Source organism: Fundidesulfovibrio agrisoli (genome assembly GCF_022808715.1).
Taxonomy (GTDB): domain Bacteria; phylum Desulfobacterota; class Desulfovibrionia; order Desulfovibrionales; family Desulfovibrionaceae; genus Fundidesulfovibrio; species Fundidesulfovibrio agrisoli.
On record NZ_JAKZKX010000001.1, the window covers coordinates 30,392 to 46,203 of the forward strand.

Genomic DNA, 15,812 nt, shown 5'->3' on the forward strand with positions numbered 1-15,812 from the left:
GGGGTTCTCCGTTCGCTATTGTGGCAGCAGCATGAGCCGCGCGTCGGCGATGATCGCGCGCTCGTTGTTGACCAGCACCGGGCCGAGTTCGGCCTCGTAGATCTCGGGAAAGTCCAGGGCCATCTGGGAGACGCGGATCACGATGTCCTCCAGGGCCTCGATGTCGACCGGGGCCTGCCCGCGCACGCCCTTGAGCAGCATGTAGGAGTCGATCTCGCGGATGAGCTGCCTTGCGTCGTGCATGGAGACGGGCGCGAGGCGGTAGCTCACGTCGCCCAGAACGTCGGTGTAGATGCCGGAAAGGCCGAAACGCAGCAGGGGGCCGAAGTTGTCGTCGCGCCGGAAGCCGATGGTCACCTCGACCATGTTGTCCGGGGCCTGGGCCTGCACCATGCAGCCGCTCACGTGGGCGTCGGGCCGGGTGATCTTCACGTGGCCGGTGATGTCCAGGAAGGCCGAGCGCAGTTCCTCGGGGGTGGCGACGCCCGTGGCCACGCCGCCGGCGTCGGCCTTGTGGGTGATCTGGGGCGAGGCCACCTTGCAGACCACCGGATAGCCGATCTTGGCGGCGGCGGCCAGGGCCTCGTCGGAGGTCCTGGCCAGGATGGCCTCGGCGGCGGGCAGGTCGTAGGCCTTGAGCACTTCCTGGGCCAGCTCCTCGGGAATCTCGGTCATGCCCTGGGCGCGCACGTCCTTGAGGACGCGGCGGACAATGTCCTTGCGGCCCTCCACGCTGGCCATCACCGGGGAGGGGCGGCTCTTGCGCAGGCCGTAGCGGTACATGGCCTCCAGGCTGCGCACAGCCTGCTCCGGGAAGGTGTAGCAGGGGATCTTGGCTTCCTTGAGGATGGCCACCCCCTCCTCCATGCGGGACTTGCCCATGAAGCAGCACATCACGGGCTTGAGGGTGCCGTCGGAGGCCTTGACCACGGCCTTGGCCATCTTGGCGGCGTCGGTGAAGGCCGTGGGCGCGATGAGCACCAGCAGCGAATCCACCAGGGGGTCTGCCAGCAGGGCGGAGACGCTCTTGCGCAGGCGGGAGTCGTCGGCGTCGGCCAGCAGGTCCACGGGGTTGTAGATGCCCGCCGTGGTGGGCAGGCTCTTCTTGAGCGCCTCCATGGTGCCCGCGGAAAGCTGGGCCATGGCCAGGTGGGACTTCTCCGTGGCGTCGGCGGCCAGGATGGCCGGGCCGCCCGCGTTGGTGACGATGGCCAGCCTGGGCCCGGCGGGCAGCGGCTGGGAGGAGAAGGCCTGGGCCAGGTCGAACATTTCGGATATGGTCCTGGCGCGCAGGATGCCCGTCTGGCGGAAGGCCGCCTCGTAGGCGTGCTCCGAGCCCACCATGGACCCGGTGTGGGAGGACGCGGCCTTGGCCCCCGCGGCGGTGGTGCCTCCCTTGAGCACGATCACGGGCTTCTCCCGGGTGATCTTGCGGGCCATGCGCAGGAAGGCCTCGCCGTGCTCGATGTTCTCGATGTAGCCCAGGACGACCTTGGTGTCCGGGTCCTGCGAGAGGGAGTAGAGCATGTGGGTCTCGTCCACCACGGCCTTGTTGCCCAGGCTCACGAACTTGGAGAACCCGACCGATTCGCCGATGGCCCAGTCCATGATGGCGGAGCACAGCGCGCCGGACTGCGAGAAGAAGGCGATGTCCCCGCGCTTGGGGAAGCCCGGGGCGAAGGAGGCGTTGAGCCCGTCGGCGGTGGAGAGCACGCCCAGGCAGTTGGGGCCGATGAGGGCGATGTCGTTGTCGTGGCAGATGCGGGCGACCTCGGCCTCGATCTTCCAGCCTTCCCGGCCGGACTCGCGGTACCCGGCGGAGACGACCACCGCGGCGCGCAGCCTGTGCGGCACAAGGGACTTGAGCACCCCGGGCACGGCGTCGCGCGGAACGGCCAGCACGGCCAGGTCCAGCGAGGGGGGCAGCTTGGAGATGTCGGTGACGATGGTGTGGCCCAGGATGGTGCCGGGCTTTGGATTGACGGGGAAGAGCTCCCCCTTGAAGCCGGCCTCGATCATGTTCTGGAAGATGGTGTGACCGATCTTTCCGGGAGACCTGGATGCGCCGATGACGGCCACGGTTTTCGGGCTGAAAAGCGCGTCAAGGTGCATCCGTTTCTCCACAAGGCTGGGCGAGGCCCAGGAAATACCAGTTGGTTAGAAAAAAGCGGCCGCCTTGTCCCCCCGGCGAAACCGCTTCGGCTGATGGCCGAAAAAAACTAATACAACTTCCGTTCCATTATGCCTAAAGTCGTGATATCGGTAGCTTACGATGAAAAACCGTTGTCCGGTTCGCCGGATTGAGTCCGTTAGTCCGGTTATTCGGACGGTCGCATGGGGAGAATCCGTCCGGTAGTTCGGACAGCGGCTGGCGGGCTGGCCGCATTCTATGCCCCAAGTGTGGGGGGGCGTCAATGACGCCGGGAAACAGCGTCAATGCTGGGAGGAGGAGGCATGCCGAAGACCGGGTGCGGCAGGAAGACCGTGGTGGTGGCTGGGGCCGGTTTCGGCGGCCTCTGGGCGGCCAAAACCCTGGCCGGAGCGGGGGTGGACGTGGTTCTGGTGGACAGGCACAACTTCCACACCTTTTTGCCCCTGCTCTATCAGGTCGCGGCGGCCGAACTGGAGCCCAGCCAGGTGGCCTACCCCGTGCGCGGGGTGTTCAGGCGCCACCGCAACGTGCGGGTGGCCCTGGGGCAGGTTCTCGGGATAGATTTCGAGAACCGCGCCCTGCTCACCGACGGCCCGCCCATTCCCTATGACTGCCTGATCCTGGCGCTGGGAAGCCAGACCAACTTCTTCGGCGTGGAGGGCGCGCCCGAGCATTGCTTCGGGCTCAAGAGCCTGGAGGAGGGCATCGCCCTGCGCAACCACATCATGCGCATGTTCGAGCAGGCCTCCCTCACGGACGACCCGGCCCTGCAACGCGAACTGCTAACCTTCGCGGTGGCCGGGGGCGGCCCCACGGGCGTGGAGTTCGCCGGAGCCCTGGCGGAGCTCATCCGCGGGCCGGTGGCCAAGGATTTCCCCCTGCTGAACCTGAGCCAGGCCCGCGTGGTGCTGGTGGAGGCTGGCCAGAAGGTGCTGGGGCCCTTTGACGAGTCGCAGCAGCGCTACGCCCTGAACACCCTGGGCCGCAAAGGGGTGGAGGTGCATCTTGGGGCCGTGGTTTCAAAAGTGGGGCCCGACAGGGTGGACTTCAAGGACGGCAGCTCCCTGCCCACGCGCACCGTGGTCTGGGCGGCGGGCGTCAGCGGGCCGGACGCGGCCCGGGATCTTGGGCTGGAGGTCGGCCCCGGCGGGCGCATCCCCGTGGGCGAGACCCTGCAGGTCCGCTCCCACCCTGAAATCTTCGTGGTGGGGGACATGTCCTGGTTCGAGGGGCCGGGCGGCGCGCTGCCCATGCTGGCCCCCGTGGCCATGGACCAGGGGCGCGCGGCCGCAAGAAACGCCCTGCGGCTGCTCGAAGGCAAAAAGCTCAAGCCGTTCCGCTATCGCAGCAAGGGGATCATGGCCACCGTGGGCCGCTCGGCGGCGGTGGCCAGCCTGGGGAGGCTTCGCATCATGGGCTTCGGGGCCTGGGCCGTCTGGCTTTTCGTGCACCTGATGATGCTCATCGGCTTCCGCAACAGGCTGGCGGTGCTCATCAACTGGGCTTGGGACTACCTGTTCTTCGAGCGCTCCGTGCGCCTGATCATCCCCGCGAGGTCCAGGAAGGCGCGGGAGGCCGAAAAGGCGGACGCGGAATAAACCGTGGAAGGGCAGGGCGGGCGCTAGGGGGCCAATCAGGCCGGTTTGGGCAGGGTGAGCCCGGGCAGGGTCAGCGGGGTGCGCTGCGCCTTGCGCTTGCGGCGCTCGAAAATCTCCGGGCGTGAGCCCAGGCGGAAGCGCCACAAGGGGCAGGGCTCGAAGGGGGCGCGGCAGTTGGGTGAGGCGGCGCAGGAGCGCACGCCCTCGCGGTCCCCGCTGCAGATCAGGCACTGCCTGCGGATGGCGCGCACGGGGGGCCTGTCGGTGTCTTCCGCGTCGGCCATGCGGAAGCAGTGCAGGGGGCAGCCGATGGCGCCGCATTCGGCCACGAGCTGGTAGGAGCCGCCCATGCAGGCCACGCAGAACTTGCGGATGGACTCGAGAGCGCCGAGTTTGCGCGTGGTCGTGCCGCTCATGTGCCCTCCCGTGAAAATGTTTCGATCCGAGCCGGATTGCGCCTCAGCGGCGCAGGATATGCTCCCTGTGAGCCTTCCGGCCCTAAATTGCAAGAGGCAGCTTCCGATAAGTGGGACATGAAAAAGGAAAAAGCCATGAGATCCGCTTTCGCCGCCCTGTTTCTCGTTCCGGCTCTGGCCTTGTTCTGCGGCCCCGCGGCCAACGGGTTCGCGGCCTCGTCCGAGAGCGAGAAGGAGCGGCGCGTGGCCGAGCAGTACCGCCAGTGCATCGAAGCCTGCCGGAAGCACTCGCCCAAGCCGGGCAACACCCAGGCGGACTGGACGCGCGAGATCCGGGAGGAGGCCCGCGTCGACGCCTGCGAGCACCACTGCGACCGGCTGATGATGCGCGGCTTCAGGAAATAGCTGGATCTGTCGATGCTGGCGGATTCCGTCGCGTACAAATGAATCGACTTGTGCTTGTAAAAACTGTATAAGAAATAATCTCATTACAGGCGTAGTCACCATGTCCGTCACCCACCCCGCGATAACCAGCCCGCGCTCACGAACCATCCTCAAAGACATCCTCACTCAAGGGCTCGTCAGCATCCGCTCCGGCGCGACTCTGGGCAGCGCCCTGGAGCAGATGCACAAGGAGCGCATCAGCGCCCTGGTATGTCTGAACCGGGGCCGGCCTGTGGGCATCCTCACCGAGAGGGGAGCCCTCACCGCCCTGGCCGGGGCCGGGCAGGACGGCTTGAAACGTCCGTTGAGCGAGATCATGACGTCTCCGGTGTGCACCGCTGGAGAAGATACGCCCGTACACGAGGCTTTCAGCCTATTGCTGAACAAAGGCATCCGGCACCTCGTGGTTGTGGACGCCAAAGACCGTGCTGTGGGCATGGTCACCCAGACCAACATGGTCCAGCACCTGGGTGTGGAATACTTCGTGGAGGTCAAGCGCGTGGGCCAGATCATGACGCGCGCCCTGGCGACTCTTTCCACGGAGGCGAATCTGTCCGAAACCATGGAGCTGATGATCCGGGGGCCGTTCAGTTGCGTGGTGGCTGTTTCCGGCGGCAAGCCGGAGGGCATTCTCACTGAGCGGGACATGGTCGGGCTGCTTTCCGGCCGCCTGGACCTGAAAGCCACGCTGCTGGGACAGGCCATGTCCCGACCGGTGGTCTGCGTGGACGAGGATACCTCGGTGCACAACGCCGCGGCCATGATGAGCCGGAAGAAGATCCGCAGGCTCGTTGTGGTGGACGGCGCTGGCGAGGTGCGCGGCCTGCTGACCCAGTCCGACATCGTCAAGGGGATGGAGGCGCGCTATGTCGAGATGCTGCGCGAGGTCATCCGCGAAAAGGACGAGATGCTGCGGGAGGCCGTGGGCGAGGCGGCCCGGAAATCCATCTATCTTGACAGTATTCTCAATTCCTCCATGGACCTGGGCATAGCCGCCAGTGAAGGAAACACGCTGGCCTTCGTCAACCAGGCCGCGCGCAGGATGCTCTCCCTGCCCGAGGGCGAGGGGATAGGACAGGATCTGCTGGGGCTGCACCGGGCCTTGGGGGTGACGGCCCGGAGTTTCAGGAAGATCCTCGCCGACGCCAAACGCGGCAAGGAGCACAGCTTCTGCATCCAGCTAGGCAGCACGAAAGGCATGCGCTATCTTGAGGGGCGGGTGGCCGGCATTCGCGGGGGCGGAAACCAGGCCGAGGGCTTCCTGCTGACGTTGCAGGACGTGACCGAGAAGCGCACCGCCGAGGAGACCATCAGGCGCATGGCCTACCATGACGCGCTCACCGGCCTGCCCAACCGCTTCCTGGTGGCGGACAGGCTGGAGCAGGGCCTGGCCCAGGCCAGGCGCAAGGGCTGCCTGCTGGCCGTGATGCTGCTGGACCTGGACGGTTTCAAGCAGATCAACGACACGCTGGGGCACAACATCGGGGACCAGCTGCTTCAGGCCGTGGCTGGCCGTCTGGGCGCGCTGCTGCGCAAGTCGGACACGGTGGGCCGTATGGGCGGAGACGAATTCCTGGTCATCCTGCCCGAGGTCAAGACCCCCGAGGGAGCGGCCGCCGTGGCGGGAAAGATGCTGGGCGCCGTGTTCGAGACGTACGCCATCGACGGGCATACGCTCAAGCTCTCCACCAGCATCGGCGTGGCCTTCTATCCCTGGGACGGCTCCGACGCCACGACCCTGATCCAGAAAGCCGACATGGCCATGTATGCCGCCAAGGACGCCGGGCGCAACGCCTTCCGCTTCGCCAGATCCGGCCCGGACGGACAGCCTGACGCGAACCCGCCGTCGCCTTGAGCCGGCAGTCCGCCCAAGAAACAACAACGGCCCGGCGCGCATCCTCGGATGCGGCCGGGCCGGATTCGTTGTGGGTCGGTCGGCGGGTCAGGGCGCGGTCGTGGCCGCCTCGGACGTCTTATGGCCGCCGAAGACCGGGTTGGAGCGCCTTGCGTCCTCGATGACCTTGGCGCGCAGTTGGACGTAGGCGTCGCGGGCGGCGGTGTAGGGCTCGATGGAGGAGCGCTTGAGCTCCTCGTAGATGTCGATCATCTCGGGGAAGCGGTTCACGCGGCCAGCGCCGGAGATCGCCAAGGTAAGCACGATGGGCGTGTTCAGGTAGGTCGTGGGTTGGGCGGCCACGTCCCCGGCCATGCCGATGCCGTCGCGCAGGGAGGAGGGGCCGAGCACCGGCAGCACGAGGTAGAACCCGTGCCCGAAGCCCCACACGCCCAGGGTCTGCCCGAAGTCGAGCTTTTGCGGGCCCATGTCCGGCTTGGAGGCGGCCAGGTCGTAGAGGCCGCCCAGGCCGAAGGTGGAGTTGATGAGGAACCTGCCCAATTCCCGCGAAGCCATGTCCGGCCGGAGCTGGAGCACGGCGTTGACGAAGCGGACCGGGAACAGGAAGTTGGAGTAGGCGTTCTCGATGCGGTCCCTGCCGTACTTGGGCAGCACCCGGGTGTAGACCGCGCTGAAGGGCTTGCCCACGCCCATGTACAGGGTGTCGTTGAAGGCGAACCAGAAGCGGTTCCAAGGCTCGATGGGGTCGGCAACCACAGGCCCGAAGTCGTCGGCGGGGTCGGCTGCGGCAGCGGGGGCCGCCTTCTTTGAGGCGCACCCGGCAAGGCCGGCGAAGGCCGCGAGCAGCAGCACAATGACGAGGAAGCGTTTGCCGTCGAGCATCTTGAAGACCCCTAGCTGGCCGAACCCATGGATTCCACGCGGCTGATGAGCTGCGCGGGGGATTCCTTGACCAGAATCTGATTGAACTGGTTGCGATAGTTCTGGACGAGGCTCACGCCTTCGATCGTCACGTCATAGACCTTCCAGTCGGATTTCTTGATGAGCCTGTATACTATAGGCACTTCCTTTGTGGAAGTGACTATCTTGGTGCTCACCTCGGCCCGGCCTTCGCCCAGCGGGGCTTCGTCCAGAAAAACGACCTTCTCGTCGGTGTAGGCCTCGATTCGGCGCAGGTAAGTGTGCTCCAGCAGCTTGACGAAGGCCCTGGTGAACTGCTGGCGCTCGTCCGCGCTGAATTTTTCCCAGTTGGCGGCCAGCGTGCGCTTGGCCAGTTCTTCGGGGTCGAACACGCGCCCGACCGCGGCGTAGAGTTTCTCCACCCGGCCCGGATCCCCGGCCTTGGTGGTGGTCAACACGTTCAGCACGGCATCCACGCTGGATTTCAGCGCGTCCTTGGCTTCGGCGGCCAAAGCCGCCTGCGAAAAAAGCAGCACGAGGAAGATCGTGCCGATGGCGCGGGCCATCATTTCTTCTCCTCCTTCACTCCACCGAACACATACTTGCCGATGAGATCCTGCAGGTCCACGGAAGATTCCGTTTCCGTCAGCATGCCGCCGGGCGGCACGGGCTCGCCCGCACCTCCGGGGGTGATTTTGACGTACTTGTCGCCGATGAGGCCGTTGGTCTTGATGGAGACGATGGCGTCATCGGTGAGCTTGACGCCCTTGCTCAGGCGCAGGTCCAGAATGGCGCGCTTGTCAGGCGAGAGGCCGATGGCCTCCACCCTTCCAACGCGCACCCCGGCCAGCTCCACGCTGGCGCCCTCCTTGAGGCCGGTGACGTCGATGAACCGGGCCTTGACCACATAGCCGTCGGCCCCGAACAGCTCCATCTTCCCGAGCTTGACGCTCAGGTAGCCCACGCAGAGCAGCCCGGCCAGGACGAACAGTCCCACTGCGGTTTCAAGCGAGTAGCTCTTCATTGTCTCCATCCAATAGGTCCGCCAATTCTGTAATGCAACTTCATTCTTACAGCAAAAAAGAGGTCAGGGCGTAATCAGCCGCCAGGATGGACACGCAGGAGGCCACCACCGCGGTGGTTGTGGCCAGGCTCACGCCTCTGGCGCCGAATCCGCCCTCGCGTCGATGGGCGTAGTAACCCTGGTAACAACAGATCGAGGCCACCAGCACGGCGAACACAGCCGACTTCACAAACCCGCTGGTGACGTCCTGCATGACCACGCCGTCATAGATGCGGGCCATGTAGATGCCGGGGCTCACCCCCAGCATGAGCACGCCGGTCAGGTAGCCGCCCATTATCCCTATGACGTCGAACATCGCTGTCAACAGCGGAAAGCAGATGAGCGACGCGGCCAGCCTGGGGCTGAACAGGTAGCGCACCGGGCTTACGCCCATTGCGTCCAGGGCGTCTATCTGCTCGGAAATGCGCATGATGCCGAGTTCAGCCGCCATGGAGGAGCCCGCCCGTCCGGTAATCATGATGGCCGTGAGCACCGGCCCCAGCTCCCGGATGATGGAGAGGGCCACGGCCACGCCCAGCAGGCCCTCGGCCCCGAACTTCACCAGCGTGTAATACCCTTGCAATCCCAGTACCATGCCGGTGAAAAGCCCGATGAGCAGGATCACCGAGACGGATTTCACCCCGATGAAGAAGACCTGCTGCACGGTCTTGGCCCACTGCAGAGGCAGGCTGAAGGCCAGCAACGCACCCCGGCAGACGAACAGGAACAGGGAGCCGAGCTCCCAGGCCAGCCCCAGGGCCATGCGCCCGACGGATGCCGGAATGTCGAGAATGCCGGAGAGTGTTTTCATGGATTTTGGGAATGGCCGTCACTGGAGGTGGGAGCAGCCGTTACGCGAAACAGCAGGGATTTCAAGTAGGCCGTTTCGGGCATGGCCGGGTGCACCGGGTGGTCCGGACCCTGGCCGCCGCGCCAGACCAGCTGTGAGCGCCGCTTTCCGGAAAGGGCCGAGACGATCAGGCGCTGGAACTGCTGCTCCTCCATGTGCTGGGAGCAGGAGGCCGTGAGCAGGAAGCCGTCGGGGGCAAGCAGCCTGGCGGCCAGCTTGTTGACGGTGTGGTAGGCGCCCATGCCCTGTTCCAGATCCTTCTTGCGCTTGACGAAGGCGGGCGGGTCCAGGCTGATGACGTCGAAGCGCTCACCCTTGGCGGCCATCTCCTCCAGGAAGTCCTGGGCGTCGGCCTTCACGGCGCGCACCTTCTGGGAAACGTTGTTGCGGGCTGCGTTGGCGGCCACGTGCTCGGCGGCCGCGCCGGAGGCGTCCACGCAGACGGCCTCGGTGGCCCCGGCCAGGGCCGCGCCCACGCCAAGGGCGCCCACGTAGCTGAACACGTCCAGCACGCGCCGGCCCTTGCACAGGGGCAGCAGGGAGAGGCGGTTGGGCCGCTGGTCGTAGAACCAGCCGGTCTTCTGGCCCGAGGCCAGGCTGGCCCTGTAGAGGCCTTCGCCCTCCAGCACCTCCACCTCGTCGGGCACGTCGCCCTTGGCGGCCACCACTTCGAGGGGCAGGCCCTCCAACTGGCGGGAGCGAACGTCGCCCTTGAGCAGCACCGCGCGGGGGCGCACCAACTCGTCCAGCACGTCCAGCACGTCCTGGCGCAGGCGCTCCATGCCGGCGGTGAGCAACTGCACGCTCAGCACGTCGGCGTAGCGGTCCACCACCAGGCCGGGCAGGTGGTCGCCCTCGCCGAAGACCATGCGGTAGTACGGCCGGGGGAAGAGCGCCTCGCGCAGGGCCAGGGCCTGGGCGATCCTGTCGCGCAGCCATTCCCTGCCGAGGCGGGCGTTCGGATTCTGGTCGCAGATGCGCGCCAGGATCAGAGAGCCCGGGTTCACGTAACCCACGCCCAAAGCCTGGCCGCGCGCGGAGACAACCACCGCCTGGTCGCCGGGGCTGAAGGATGCGAGGGGGCTGCGGGCGGTGTCCACCTCGTTGGAGAACACCCAGAGGTGCCCCACCTTGAGGCGGCGTTCCTCGTGTTTTTTCAGATGGAGAATTGGAAGGTTCATAAGCGACGGTCCTGTAGGACTTCCGGGCGGGCTTTGCAATATTTCGTCTTGAGAATGAAACCGTTGAGGGTTATTTTTCTCTCATGCGTACGGCAGCATTCATCCTCTTCGCGGTCGTCACGGCCGCTGCGGCGGCACTCTCGACCCTGGTGGCCACGCGTTACCTCTCCCTCGAGAAGGACATGCTCGAGGCGCGGTCGCACCTGGAATCTATAAACATGGAACGCAAGCGGCAGGAAGAGGAAAAAATGGCCCTCCGCCTGGAGCGCGAGCGCATCCAGTCCGAGCTGGAGGCCCGCCTGGCCGAGCAGAAGAACCAGCTGGACGACTGCGCCGCCTTGCGGCTGAACGAATTGGAGGACCTGCGGTCCTCCATGCTGAACCTGAACAAGCGCCTCACCGACATGCAGAACCAGATTTCGGCCTCAGCCTACCGCGAAGGGCGCCCCGACGCGCCCCAGTCTAGTGCGCCCCAGCCTGGAGCGCAGACCCCGGCCGAGCCCGCCGCCCAGGCGGGCGGCCACGAAGCGCAGACCCCGGCCCCGGCCGGCACCACGGACGTGCCCAAGGGGGCCATCCCCACTCCCGAGCAGGAAGCCAGGAAGCTGGACAAGGTGCAGTAGCCCGCCTTTCGCGGGGCCCGACGCCCGAGCCTGAAGCCGGAGCTCGATGCCGGAACCTGATTCCCGATGCCCGAGCCTGAGCCCGGAGCCGGAGGCCGAACACCGTGCCCGAACCGCGCCGCGCGGCGCGACACAGCAACCACCGGAGGAGTCCATGCCGCTCGTAGCCGTCAGCGTTTTCAAGGGCCGCAGCCCTGAACAGAAACACGCGCTCCTGGAGGCCGTGCATGAGGCGCTGGTGTCGGCTTTCGGCATTCCCGAGCCCGACCGCAACATCCGCCTGAACGAATACGCCCCCGGAGAATGGCTGCTGCCACCCGGCAAAACCGAACGCTACACCCTGGTGGAGATCCACGCCTTCGCCGGGCGCAGCCCCGAAGCCAAGGGCGCGCTCTACGCCCGCGTGGTGAGCAATCTGGGCGCGCTGGGCGTGGAGCCCTCGGATATATTCGTTATCGTGGTGGAGCAGCCCCGCGAAAACTGGGGCATCCGGGGCGGGCAGCGGGCCGACCTGGTGGACCTGGGCTATAAGGTGAAGGTGTAAGGGCGGTTGCCGCCCAGGCCCCGCGCGATGGTCGGGGGCAGAGCCCACCGAGTGTCCGAGGCGCTCGGGCCGGTACAGAGCCCCGAATGTTCAGCCCGGACGGATGATTCCGTCCGGGCTTTTTCTTTGCACCAAAGCTGATGTCAGCGTTTTTCCGCCAGATGATGCTCTTTGCGGGGTAATGCTTCAACTCAGATATCCGGTCAGGTTTCCGGGCTCGTAAGTGCTTTCGGAGGCTTTGGGGTCCGCCTTGACCGATTTGCCCAGGCGGTCGCGGAGACTCTGGTGCACATCGATTTTCGGATCTGTCGGGAATTGGCGCGGGGCTGTCAGCATGACGCAATGGCGCCACGGCTCGTGGGCGCAGCCCTCGGCGTCGGGATCCAGAGAATCGCTCCATCCATCCGCAAAGCCCAGCCCGAGACCTTCCAGCTTGCGGATCATCCAAATCAAGGCATGGTCGGAGAGGCCGCTCTCCTTTTTGCTCACGGGGTAGCCTCCGCCCACGTCCGAGTGTGCGCCGGGGAAGAGCGCCTGCTCAACTCGGACGTCGGGCGTCCACAGGGTCGGGGTGAAATCCGTGCGCGCCTCATCCACCGACACCGCGTGGTAGCCGTGCTTCACGCAGCCGCTCAGGTCTGTGTCCGCGAAGCGGAAGACGTCCACGCGCCGGTTGCGGTCGTAGAACGGGATGCCCAGCGCGCCCACCGTGTCCCACACCGCCACGGCCTCGATGCTCTCGACCGGGATGCGGTGTATCGAATCCCCCGCCCGGCCGAGGTAGCCGTCGAAAGGCCGCAGTACCGCGTCAAGCCTCGCCTCGGCGTTTTCTTCCGTGGCATGCGTAGCGAGGTACTTCGTGAAGCCTTTCAGGAAATCCGTGACTTTCACGAACAGGCCCGAGGCGGTCCACTTTTTCCTGCGGTATTCGCTCCAGGTCGCGGTACCGGCTTGGTAGGCGGCATCCTGGTCCATCTGGCCCATCTCCCCCGCGTCCAGGAGTCCCATGGCGCAGATCATGCCGGCCAAGGCCCGCACGGTGTAGGCTCCACGGCTGAAACCCACCAGGATGATCCTGTCGCCCTTCTGGTAGTTGCGCGATATGAAGGTGTAGCCGCGCACGATACGCGCAATGATGCCCGCCCCGAAGGCACCGCCCAGGGCTTGCACGAGCTTGTTGTCGCTGTGCCCCACTCCGTGGAGGTACTTGGCGACCATCTGCGTCGAGCCGTCGGAGGTGAGTGCGCACTCCTGCTCGGTGTCTTTGGAGATCACCGGCGAATCGCATTCAAGCCGCCGGTAGAGCTTGAGCACGTTGGTGATGTCGGGGAGGTTGTCGTGATCGGCATCCTCGCAGTCGGGGCCGTTCCAGGTCCCGTCGGCGCAAAACACGATGAATTTCGCCATGGCTTCTCCTTCCTGGGTTGAGGTTGTCATCCATGCACGACTTCTATGAATCTATATTTAACTATCTAAAATAATTAGATATTCGCAAGTTGGTTGCTTCTAGCACGGGCAGGGAAGGATGCAAGTGCGATCTTGTCTTCGTGTGATGGCGGTCCGGCCGGGTGAATTGCGGTTGACTGTGTTAACCGTTTGGTTAAACTGTCCGGTAAATGAATGCGAAAACCGCCACCGCAAGTCCCGCGCAGCCATCGGGCGACGCCCCCGTGGAGGCCATCCTCCAGGCCGCGGCCACCGTGTTCGCAGAACACGGCTACGCGGGCGCGCGCGTGGATGCCATCGCCCAAGCCGCCGGGATCAACAAGGCCATGCTCTATTACCGAGTGGGGGCGAAGGCCAAACTCTACGAGCTCGTGGTGGGCACGCTCTTCGACAGGGTGGCCCGCGCCGTGGAGCAGGGCAGGATGACCCAGGGCTCGCCGGCGCTCCAGCTCGGAGCAGTGCTGGAACGCGTGGCCGAACTCTTCCGCGCCGACCCGCGCCTGCCGCGCATCATGGCCTGGGAGCTGGCCTCCGGCGGCTCCAACATGCCCGGCGCGGTGGTGCGCCACTGGGGCCGCATCCTGCAATCCGTCGCGCCCTTGGCCGTGGAGCTGGGGCTCGACCCGGTGCTGACGTATTTCTCCATGGTGGGGCCAATGGTCTTCATCTCGCTTACGGAACCAATCCGCAGGCGCTTCGGCGGCGAACTGCCCGAGCATCTGCGCACGGCGGCCTCGGCCCATGCGGGCGACATGGCCGCGTTTCTGGCGGAAATGATCCGCAAGGCAACCGGGGAGGCCTCATGAAACGATTGATTCTCGCGCTGGCCGCCGCATCGGCGCTCTGTTGGGGATGCTCGAAGGGCGCCGAGGGCGTGTACCAGGGCTACGTGGAGGGCGAGTTCGTGTACGTGGCCTCGCCCTATGGGGGGAGGCTGGACGAGCTGGCCGCGCAGCGCGGGGCCACCGTGCGGACGGGCGAGGCCCTCTTCGTGCTGGAGCACGAGTTGGAGAGCCAGGGCGTGTACCGCGCCCAGGCCAACCTCAAGCGCGCCCAGGACACCGTGGAGGATCTCAGGAAGGGCCTGCGCCCGCAGGAGATCGACCAGATCCTGGCGCGGATCGCCCAGTCCGAGGCGGATTTGGCCCTGACCAGGCTGGAGTTGGACCGCAGGCGCAACCTGCTGGCCACGGGCGCCGTCGCCAAGGAGGACTACGACCAGGCCGACACCGCCTACAAGACCGCCAAGGGCCGCCTGGACGACTACCGGGCGCAGTTGGCCACGGGCAAGCTCGGCTCCCGCATCGACCAGATTCTGGCGGCCCAGGCCCAGGTAAAAGCCGCCCAGGCGGACCTGGAGCAGGCCAAATGGTCGCTGGACCAGAAATCACAGGCAGCCCCGCGCGACGCCCTGGTCTTCGACCTGCTGCACTATCGGGGCGAGTGGGTCCAGGCCGGGGCTCCGGTGGTCAAGCTGCTGCCCCCCGACGCCATCAAGGTGCGCTTCTTCATCCCCGAGCAGTCCCTCGGTGCGGTGCGCCTGGGCCAGAAAGTCACGGTGAGCTGCGACGGCTGCCCCAAACCCTTCGAGGGAGCCGTGAGCTTCGTCTTCCCCCAGGCCGAATACGCCCCCCCCGTGATCTACAGCCAGGATTTCCGCTCCAAGCTCGTCTTCATGGTGGAGGCCCGCTTCGACCCGGAGACAGCCCGCCTGCTCAAGCCCGGCCAGCCCGTGGACGTGCGGCTGGCCCCCGCGAACGCCGGGGGCGGCGCGTGAACGCGGCCCGCAACGGCCCGGCCATCGACGTGTCGGGCATCACCAAGTCCTTCGGGGGGAAGGTGGTGGTCAACAACCTCTCCCTGCGCGTTGAGCCGGGCGAGATCTACGGCTTCCTCGGCCCCAACGGCTCCGGCAAGACCACCTTCATCCGCATGCTCTGCGGCCTGCTCAAGCCGGACTCCGGCTCGGGCACCTGCCTGGGCCTGGACGTGATGAAGGACTCGGCCCGCATCAAGACCCGCGTGGGCTACATGGCCCAGCGTTTCAGCCTCTACGGCGACCTCTCCGTGCGCGAGAACCTGGACTTCATGGCCCGCGTCTACGGCGTGGAGGACCGCCGGGGCACCGTGGACAACATGATCGGGCGCATGCGCCTCGGCCCCTACGCCGACCAGCTTGCCCAGAACCTCTCGGGCGGCTGGAAGCAGCGCCTGGCCCTGGCCGCCAGCCTGATCCACGGCCCGGAGCTGCTGCTTCTGGACGAGCCCACCGCAGGCGTGGACCCCAAGGCCCGCCGCGATTTCTGGGACCAGGTGCATGAACTGGCCGGGCAGGGGCTCACCGCGCTCATCTCCACCCACTACATGGACGAGGCCGAGCGCTGCCACCGCCTGGCCTACATCTCCTACGGCAACCTACTGACCAAGGGGACCGTGGAGGACGTGATCGCCGGGTGCGGGCTGCACACCTGGGAGGTCTCCGGCGGAGACCTGTACGAGCTGGCCGCCGAGCTCAAGAAGCTGCCCGGCGTCGAGCAGGTGGCCCACTTCGGCAACACCCTGCACGTTTCCGGCGTAGACGCCGGTGCCCTACGCGCCGCGCTGGCCCCGTTCATGGCCAAGGGAGCGCAGACGTTCAGCGAAGTGCCCACCAGCCTGGAGGAGGTGTTCATCAGCCTCATGGGCACAAGCCCCGGCCCGCAGGGCGGCGAAGCGGCGCAAGGGGGCAGGGCGTGAGCTT

16 protein-coding genes are annotated in these 15,812 nt (G+C 66.2%); 8 read left to right on the forward strand and 8 right to left on the reverse strand.

The genetic code is table 11. The features are described 5' to 3' along the window. Positions 1–15: 15 nt before the first annotated feature. The gene (locus MLE27_RS00125; RefSeq protein WP_243309825.1) at positions 16–2,112 is read right to left on the reverse strand and encodes an acetate--CoA ligase family protein; all 2,097 of its coding nucleotides are present in this window, start codon (positions 2,110–2,112) and stop codon (positions 16–18) included. Between the two features lie 342 nt (positions 2,113–2,454). Here MLE27_RS00125 and MLE27_RS00130 point away from each other — a divergent pair, with 342 nt between their 5' ends. Next, positions 2,455–3,750 carry an NAD(P)/FAD-dependent oxidoreductase gene (locus tag MLE27_RS00130; protein ID WP_243309826.1) on the forward strand — a complete coding sequence of 432 codons (1,296 nt, stop codon included), beginning with the start codon at positions 2,455–2,457 and terminating at the stop codon, positions 3,748–3,750. A 35-nt stretch (positions 3,751–3,785) separates the two neighbouring features. Here MLE27_RS00130 and MLE27_RS00135 read toward each other — a convergent pair whose 3' ends face one another. Then, positions 3,786–4,166, reverse strand: coding sequence for a restriction endonuclease (locus tag MLE27_RS00135; RefSeq protein WP_243309827.1), 381 nt, complete (start codon positions 4,164–4,166; stop codon positions 3,786–3,788). A gap of 135 nt (positions 4,167–4,301) precedes the next feature. On the opposite strand from MLE27_RS00135, the gene MLE27_RS00140 reads away from it, so the two are divergent. Further along, a complete protein-coding gene (locus MLE27_RS00140) occupies positions 4,302–4,571 on the forward strand; it encodes a hypothetical protein (protein WP_243309828.1) in 270 nt (89 codons plus the stop codon). Positions 4,572–4,671: 100 nt separating this feature from the next. Further along, positions 4,672–6,465, forward strand: a complete 1,794-nt coding sequence (locus MLE27_RS00145) for a diguanylate cyclase domain-containing protein (RefSeq protein ID WP_243309829.1) — start codon at positions 4,672–4,674, stop codon at positions 6,463–6,465. Positions 6,466–6,552: 87 nt separating this feature from the next. Here MLE27_RS00145 and MLE27_RS00150 read toward each other — a convergent pair whose 3' ends face one another. Genes MLE27_RS00150 through MLE27_RS00170 form a run of 5 tightly spaced genes read right to left on the reverse strand, consistent with a single transcriptional unit; the run spans position 6,553 to position 10,459 of the window. Next, on the reverse strand, positions 6,553–7,347 hold the full coding sequence (locus tag MLE27_RS00150) for an MlaA family lipoprotein (RefSeq protein ID WP_243309830.1): 795 nt from the start codon (positions 7,345–7,347) through the stop codon (positions 6,553–6,555). A gap of 11 nt (positions 7,348–7,358) precedes the next feature. Next, on the reverse strand, positions 7,359–7,931 hold the full coding sequence (locus tag MLE27_RS00155) for a Tgt2/MlaC family protein (protein WP_243309831.1): 573 nt from the start codon (positions 7,929–7,931) through the stop codon (positions 7,359–7,361). Next, positions 7,931–8,389 (reverse strand): outer membrane lipid asymmetry maintenance protein MlaD, encoded by a 459-nt coding sequence (mlaD, locus tag MLE27_RS00160; protein ID WP_243309832.1) that lies wholly within the window; start codon positions 8,387–8,389, stop codon positions 7,931–7,933. The genes MLE27_RS00155 and mlaD overlap by 1 nt, the downstream gene beginning before the upstream one ends. A gap of 46 nt (positions 8,390–8,435) precedes the next feature. Beyond that, positions 8,436–9,239 (reverse strand): MlaE family ABC transporter permease, encoded by an 804-nt coding sequence (locus tag MLE27_RS00165; RefSeq protein ID WP_243309833.1) that lies wholly within the window; start codon positions 9,237–9,239, stop codon positions 8,436–8,438. Next, complete coding sequence (locus MLE27_RS00170; protein ID WP_243309834.1) at positions 9,236–10,459, reverse strand: class I SAM-dependent rRNA methyltransferase; 1,224 nt, start codon at positions 10,457–10,459, stop codon at positions 9,236–9,238. Before MLE27_RS00170 ends, MLE27_RS00165 begins: the two co-directional genes overlap by 4 nt. Before the next feature lie 83 nt (positions 10,460–10,542). On the opposite strand from MLE27_RS00170, the gene MLE27_RS00175 reads away from it, so the two are divergent. Together MLE27_RS00175 and MLE27_RS00180 are read left to right on the forward strand one after the other, a co-directional pair. After that, positions 10,543–11,082 (forward strand): hypothetical protein, encoded by a 540-nt coding sequence (locus MLE27_RS00175; RefSeq protein ID WP_243309835.1) that lies wholly within the window; start codon positions 10,543–10,545, stop codon positions 11,080–11,082. Positions 11,083–11,128: 46 nt separating this feature from the next. Next, positions 11,129–11,626 (forward strand): tautomerase family protein, encoded by a 498-nt coding sequence (locus tag MLE27_RS00180; protein ID WP_279355604.1) that lies wholly within the window; start codon positions 11,129–11,131, stop codon positions 11,624–11,626. A 186-nt stretch (positions 11,627–11,812) separates the two neighbouring features. On the opposite strand, the gene MLE27_RS00185 is transcribed toward MLE27_RS00180, so the two are convergent. Continuing rightward, the gene (locus MLE27_RS00185; protein ID WP_243309837.1) at positions 11,813–13,033 is read right to left on the reverse strand and encodes a DUF2235 domain-containing protein; all 1,221 of its coding nucleotides are present in this window, start codon (positions 13,031–13,033) and stop codon (positions 11,813–11,815) included. 209 nt (positions 13,034–13,242) lie between these two features. Between MLE27_RS00185 and MLE27_RS00190 the strand changes: the two genes are divergently transcribed. From MLE27_RS00190 to MLE27_RS00200, 3 genes are read left to right on the forward strand one after another with little or no spacing between them, the layout of a single operon-like run. Next, the gene (locus MLE27_RS00190; RefSeq protein ID WP_243309838.1) at positions 13,243–13,878 is read left to right on the forward strand and encodes a TetR/AcrR family transcriptional regulator; all 636 of its coding nucleotides are present in this window, start codon (positions 13,243–13,245) and stop codon (positions 13,876–13,878) included. Continuing rightward, entirely contained in the window at positions 13,875–14,849 is a 975-nt protein-coding gene (locus MLE27_RS00195) for an HlyD family secretion protein (RefSeq protein ID WP_243309839.1), read from the forward strand. The genes MLE27_RS00190 and MLE27_RS00195 overlap by 4 nt, the downstream gene beginning before the upstream one ends. Beyond that, positions 14,846–15,808, forward strand: a complete 963-nt coding sequence (locus MLE27_RS00200; RefSeq protein ID WP_243309840.1) for an ABC transporter ATP-binding protein — start codon at positions 14,846–14,848, stop codon at positions 15,806–15,808. Before MLE27_RS00195 ends, MLE27_RS00200 begins: the two co-directional genes overlap by 4 nt. The last annotated feature ends 4 nt before the right edge of the window (positions 15,809–15,812 follow it).

Coding starts and splice junctions, on each gene's coding strand:
- MLE27_RS00125 (WP_243309825.1), bottom strand. CDS start 2,112: ATGCACCTTGACGCGCTTTTCAGCCCGAAAACCGTGGCCGTCATCGGC.
- MLE27_RS00130 (WP_243309826.1), top strand. CDS start 2,455: ATGCCGAAGACCGGGTGCGGCAGGAAGACCGTGGTGGTGGCTGGGGCC.
- MLE27_RS00135 (WP_243309827.1), bottom strand. CDS start 4,166: ATGAGCGGCACGACCACGCGCAAACTCGGCGCTCTCGAGTCCATCCGC.
- MLE27_RS00140 (WP_243309828.1), top strand. CDS start 4,302: ATGAGATCCGCTTTCGCCGCCCTGTTTCTCGTTCCGGCTCTGGCCTTG.
- MLE27_RS00145 (WP_243309829.1), top strand. CDS start 4,672: ATGTCCGTCACCCACCCCGCGATAACCAGCCCGCGCTCACGAACCATC.
- MLE27_RS00150 (WP_243309830.1), bottom strand. CDS start 7,347: ATGCTCGACGGCAAACGCTTCCTCGTCATTGTGCTGCTGCTCGCGGCC.
- MLE27_RS00155 (WP_243309831.1), bottom strand. CDS start 7,931: ATGGCCCGCGCCATCGGCACGATCTTCCTCGTGCTGCTTTTTTCGCAG.
- mlaD (WP_243309832.1), bottom strand. CDS start 8,389: ATGAAGAGCTACTCGCTTGAAACCGCAGTGGGACTGTTCGTCCTGGCC.
- MLE27_RS00165 (WP_243309833.1), bottom strand. CDS start 9,239: ATGAAAACACTCTCCGGCATTCTCGACATTCCGGCATCCGTCGGGCGC.
- MLE27_RS00170 (WP_243309834.1), bottom strand. CDS start 10,459: ATGAACCTTCCAATTCTCCATCTGAAAAAACACGAGGAACGCCGCCTC.
- MLE27_RS00175 (WP_243309835.1), top strand. CDS start 10,543: ATGCGTACGGCAGCATTCATCCTCTTCGCGGTCGTCACGGCCGCTGCG.
- MLE27_RS00180 (WP_279355604.1), top strand. CDS start 11,129: ATGCCGGAACCTGATTCCCGATGCCCGAGCCTGAGCCCGGAGCCGGAG.
- MLE27_RS00185 (WP_243309837.1), bottom strand. CDS start 13,033: ATGGCGAAATTCATCGTGTTTTGCGCCGACGGGACCTGGAACGGCCCC.
- MLE27_RS00190 (WP_243309838.1), top strand. CDS start 13,243: ATGAATGCGAAAACCGCCACCGCAAGTCCCGCGCAGCCATCGGGCGAC.
- MLE27_RS00195 (WP_243309839.1), top strand. CDS start 13,875: ATGAAACGATTGATTCTCGCGCTGGCCGCCGCATCGGCGCTCTGTTGG.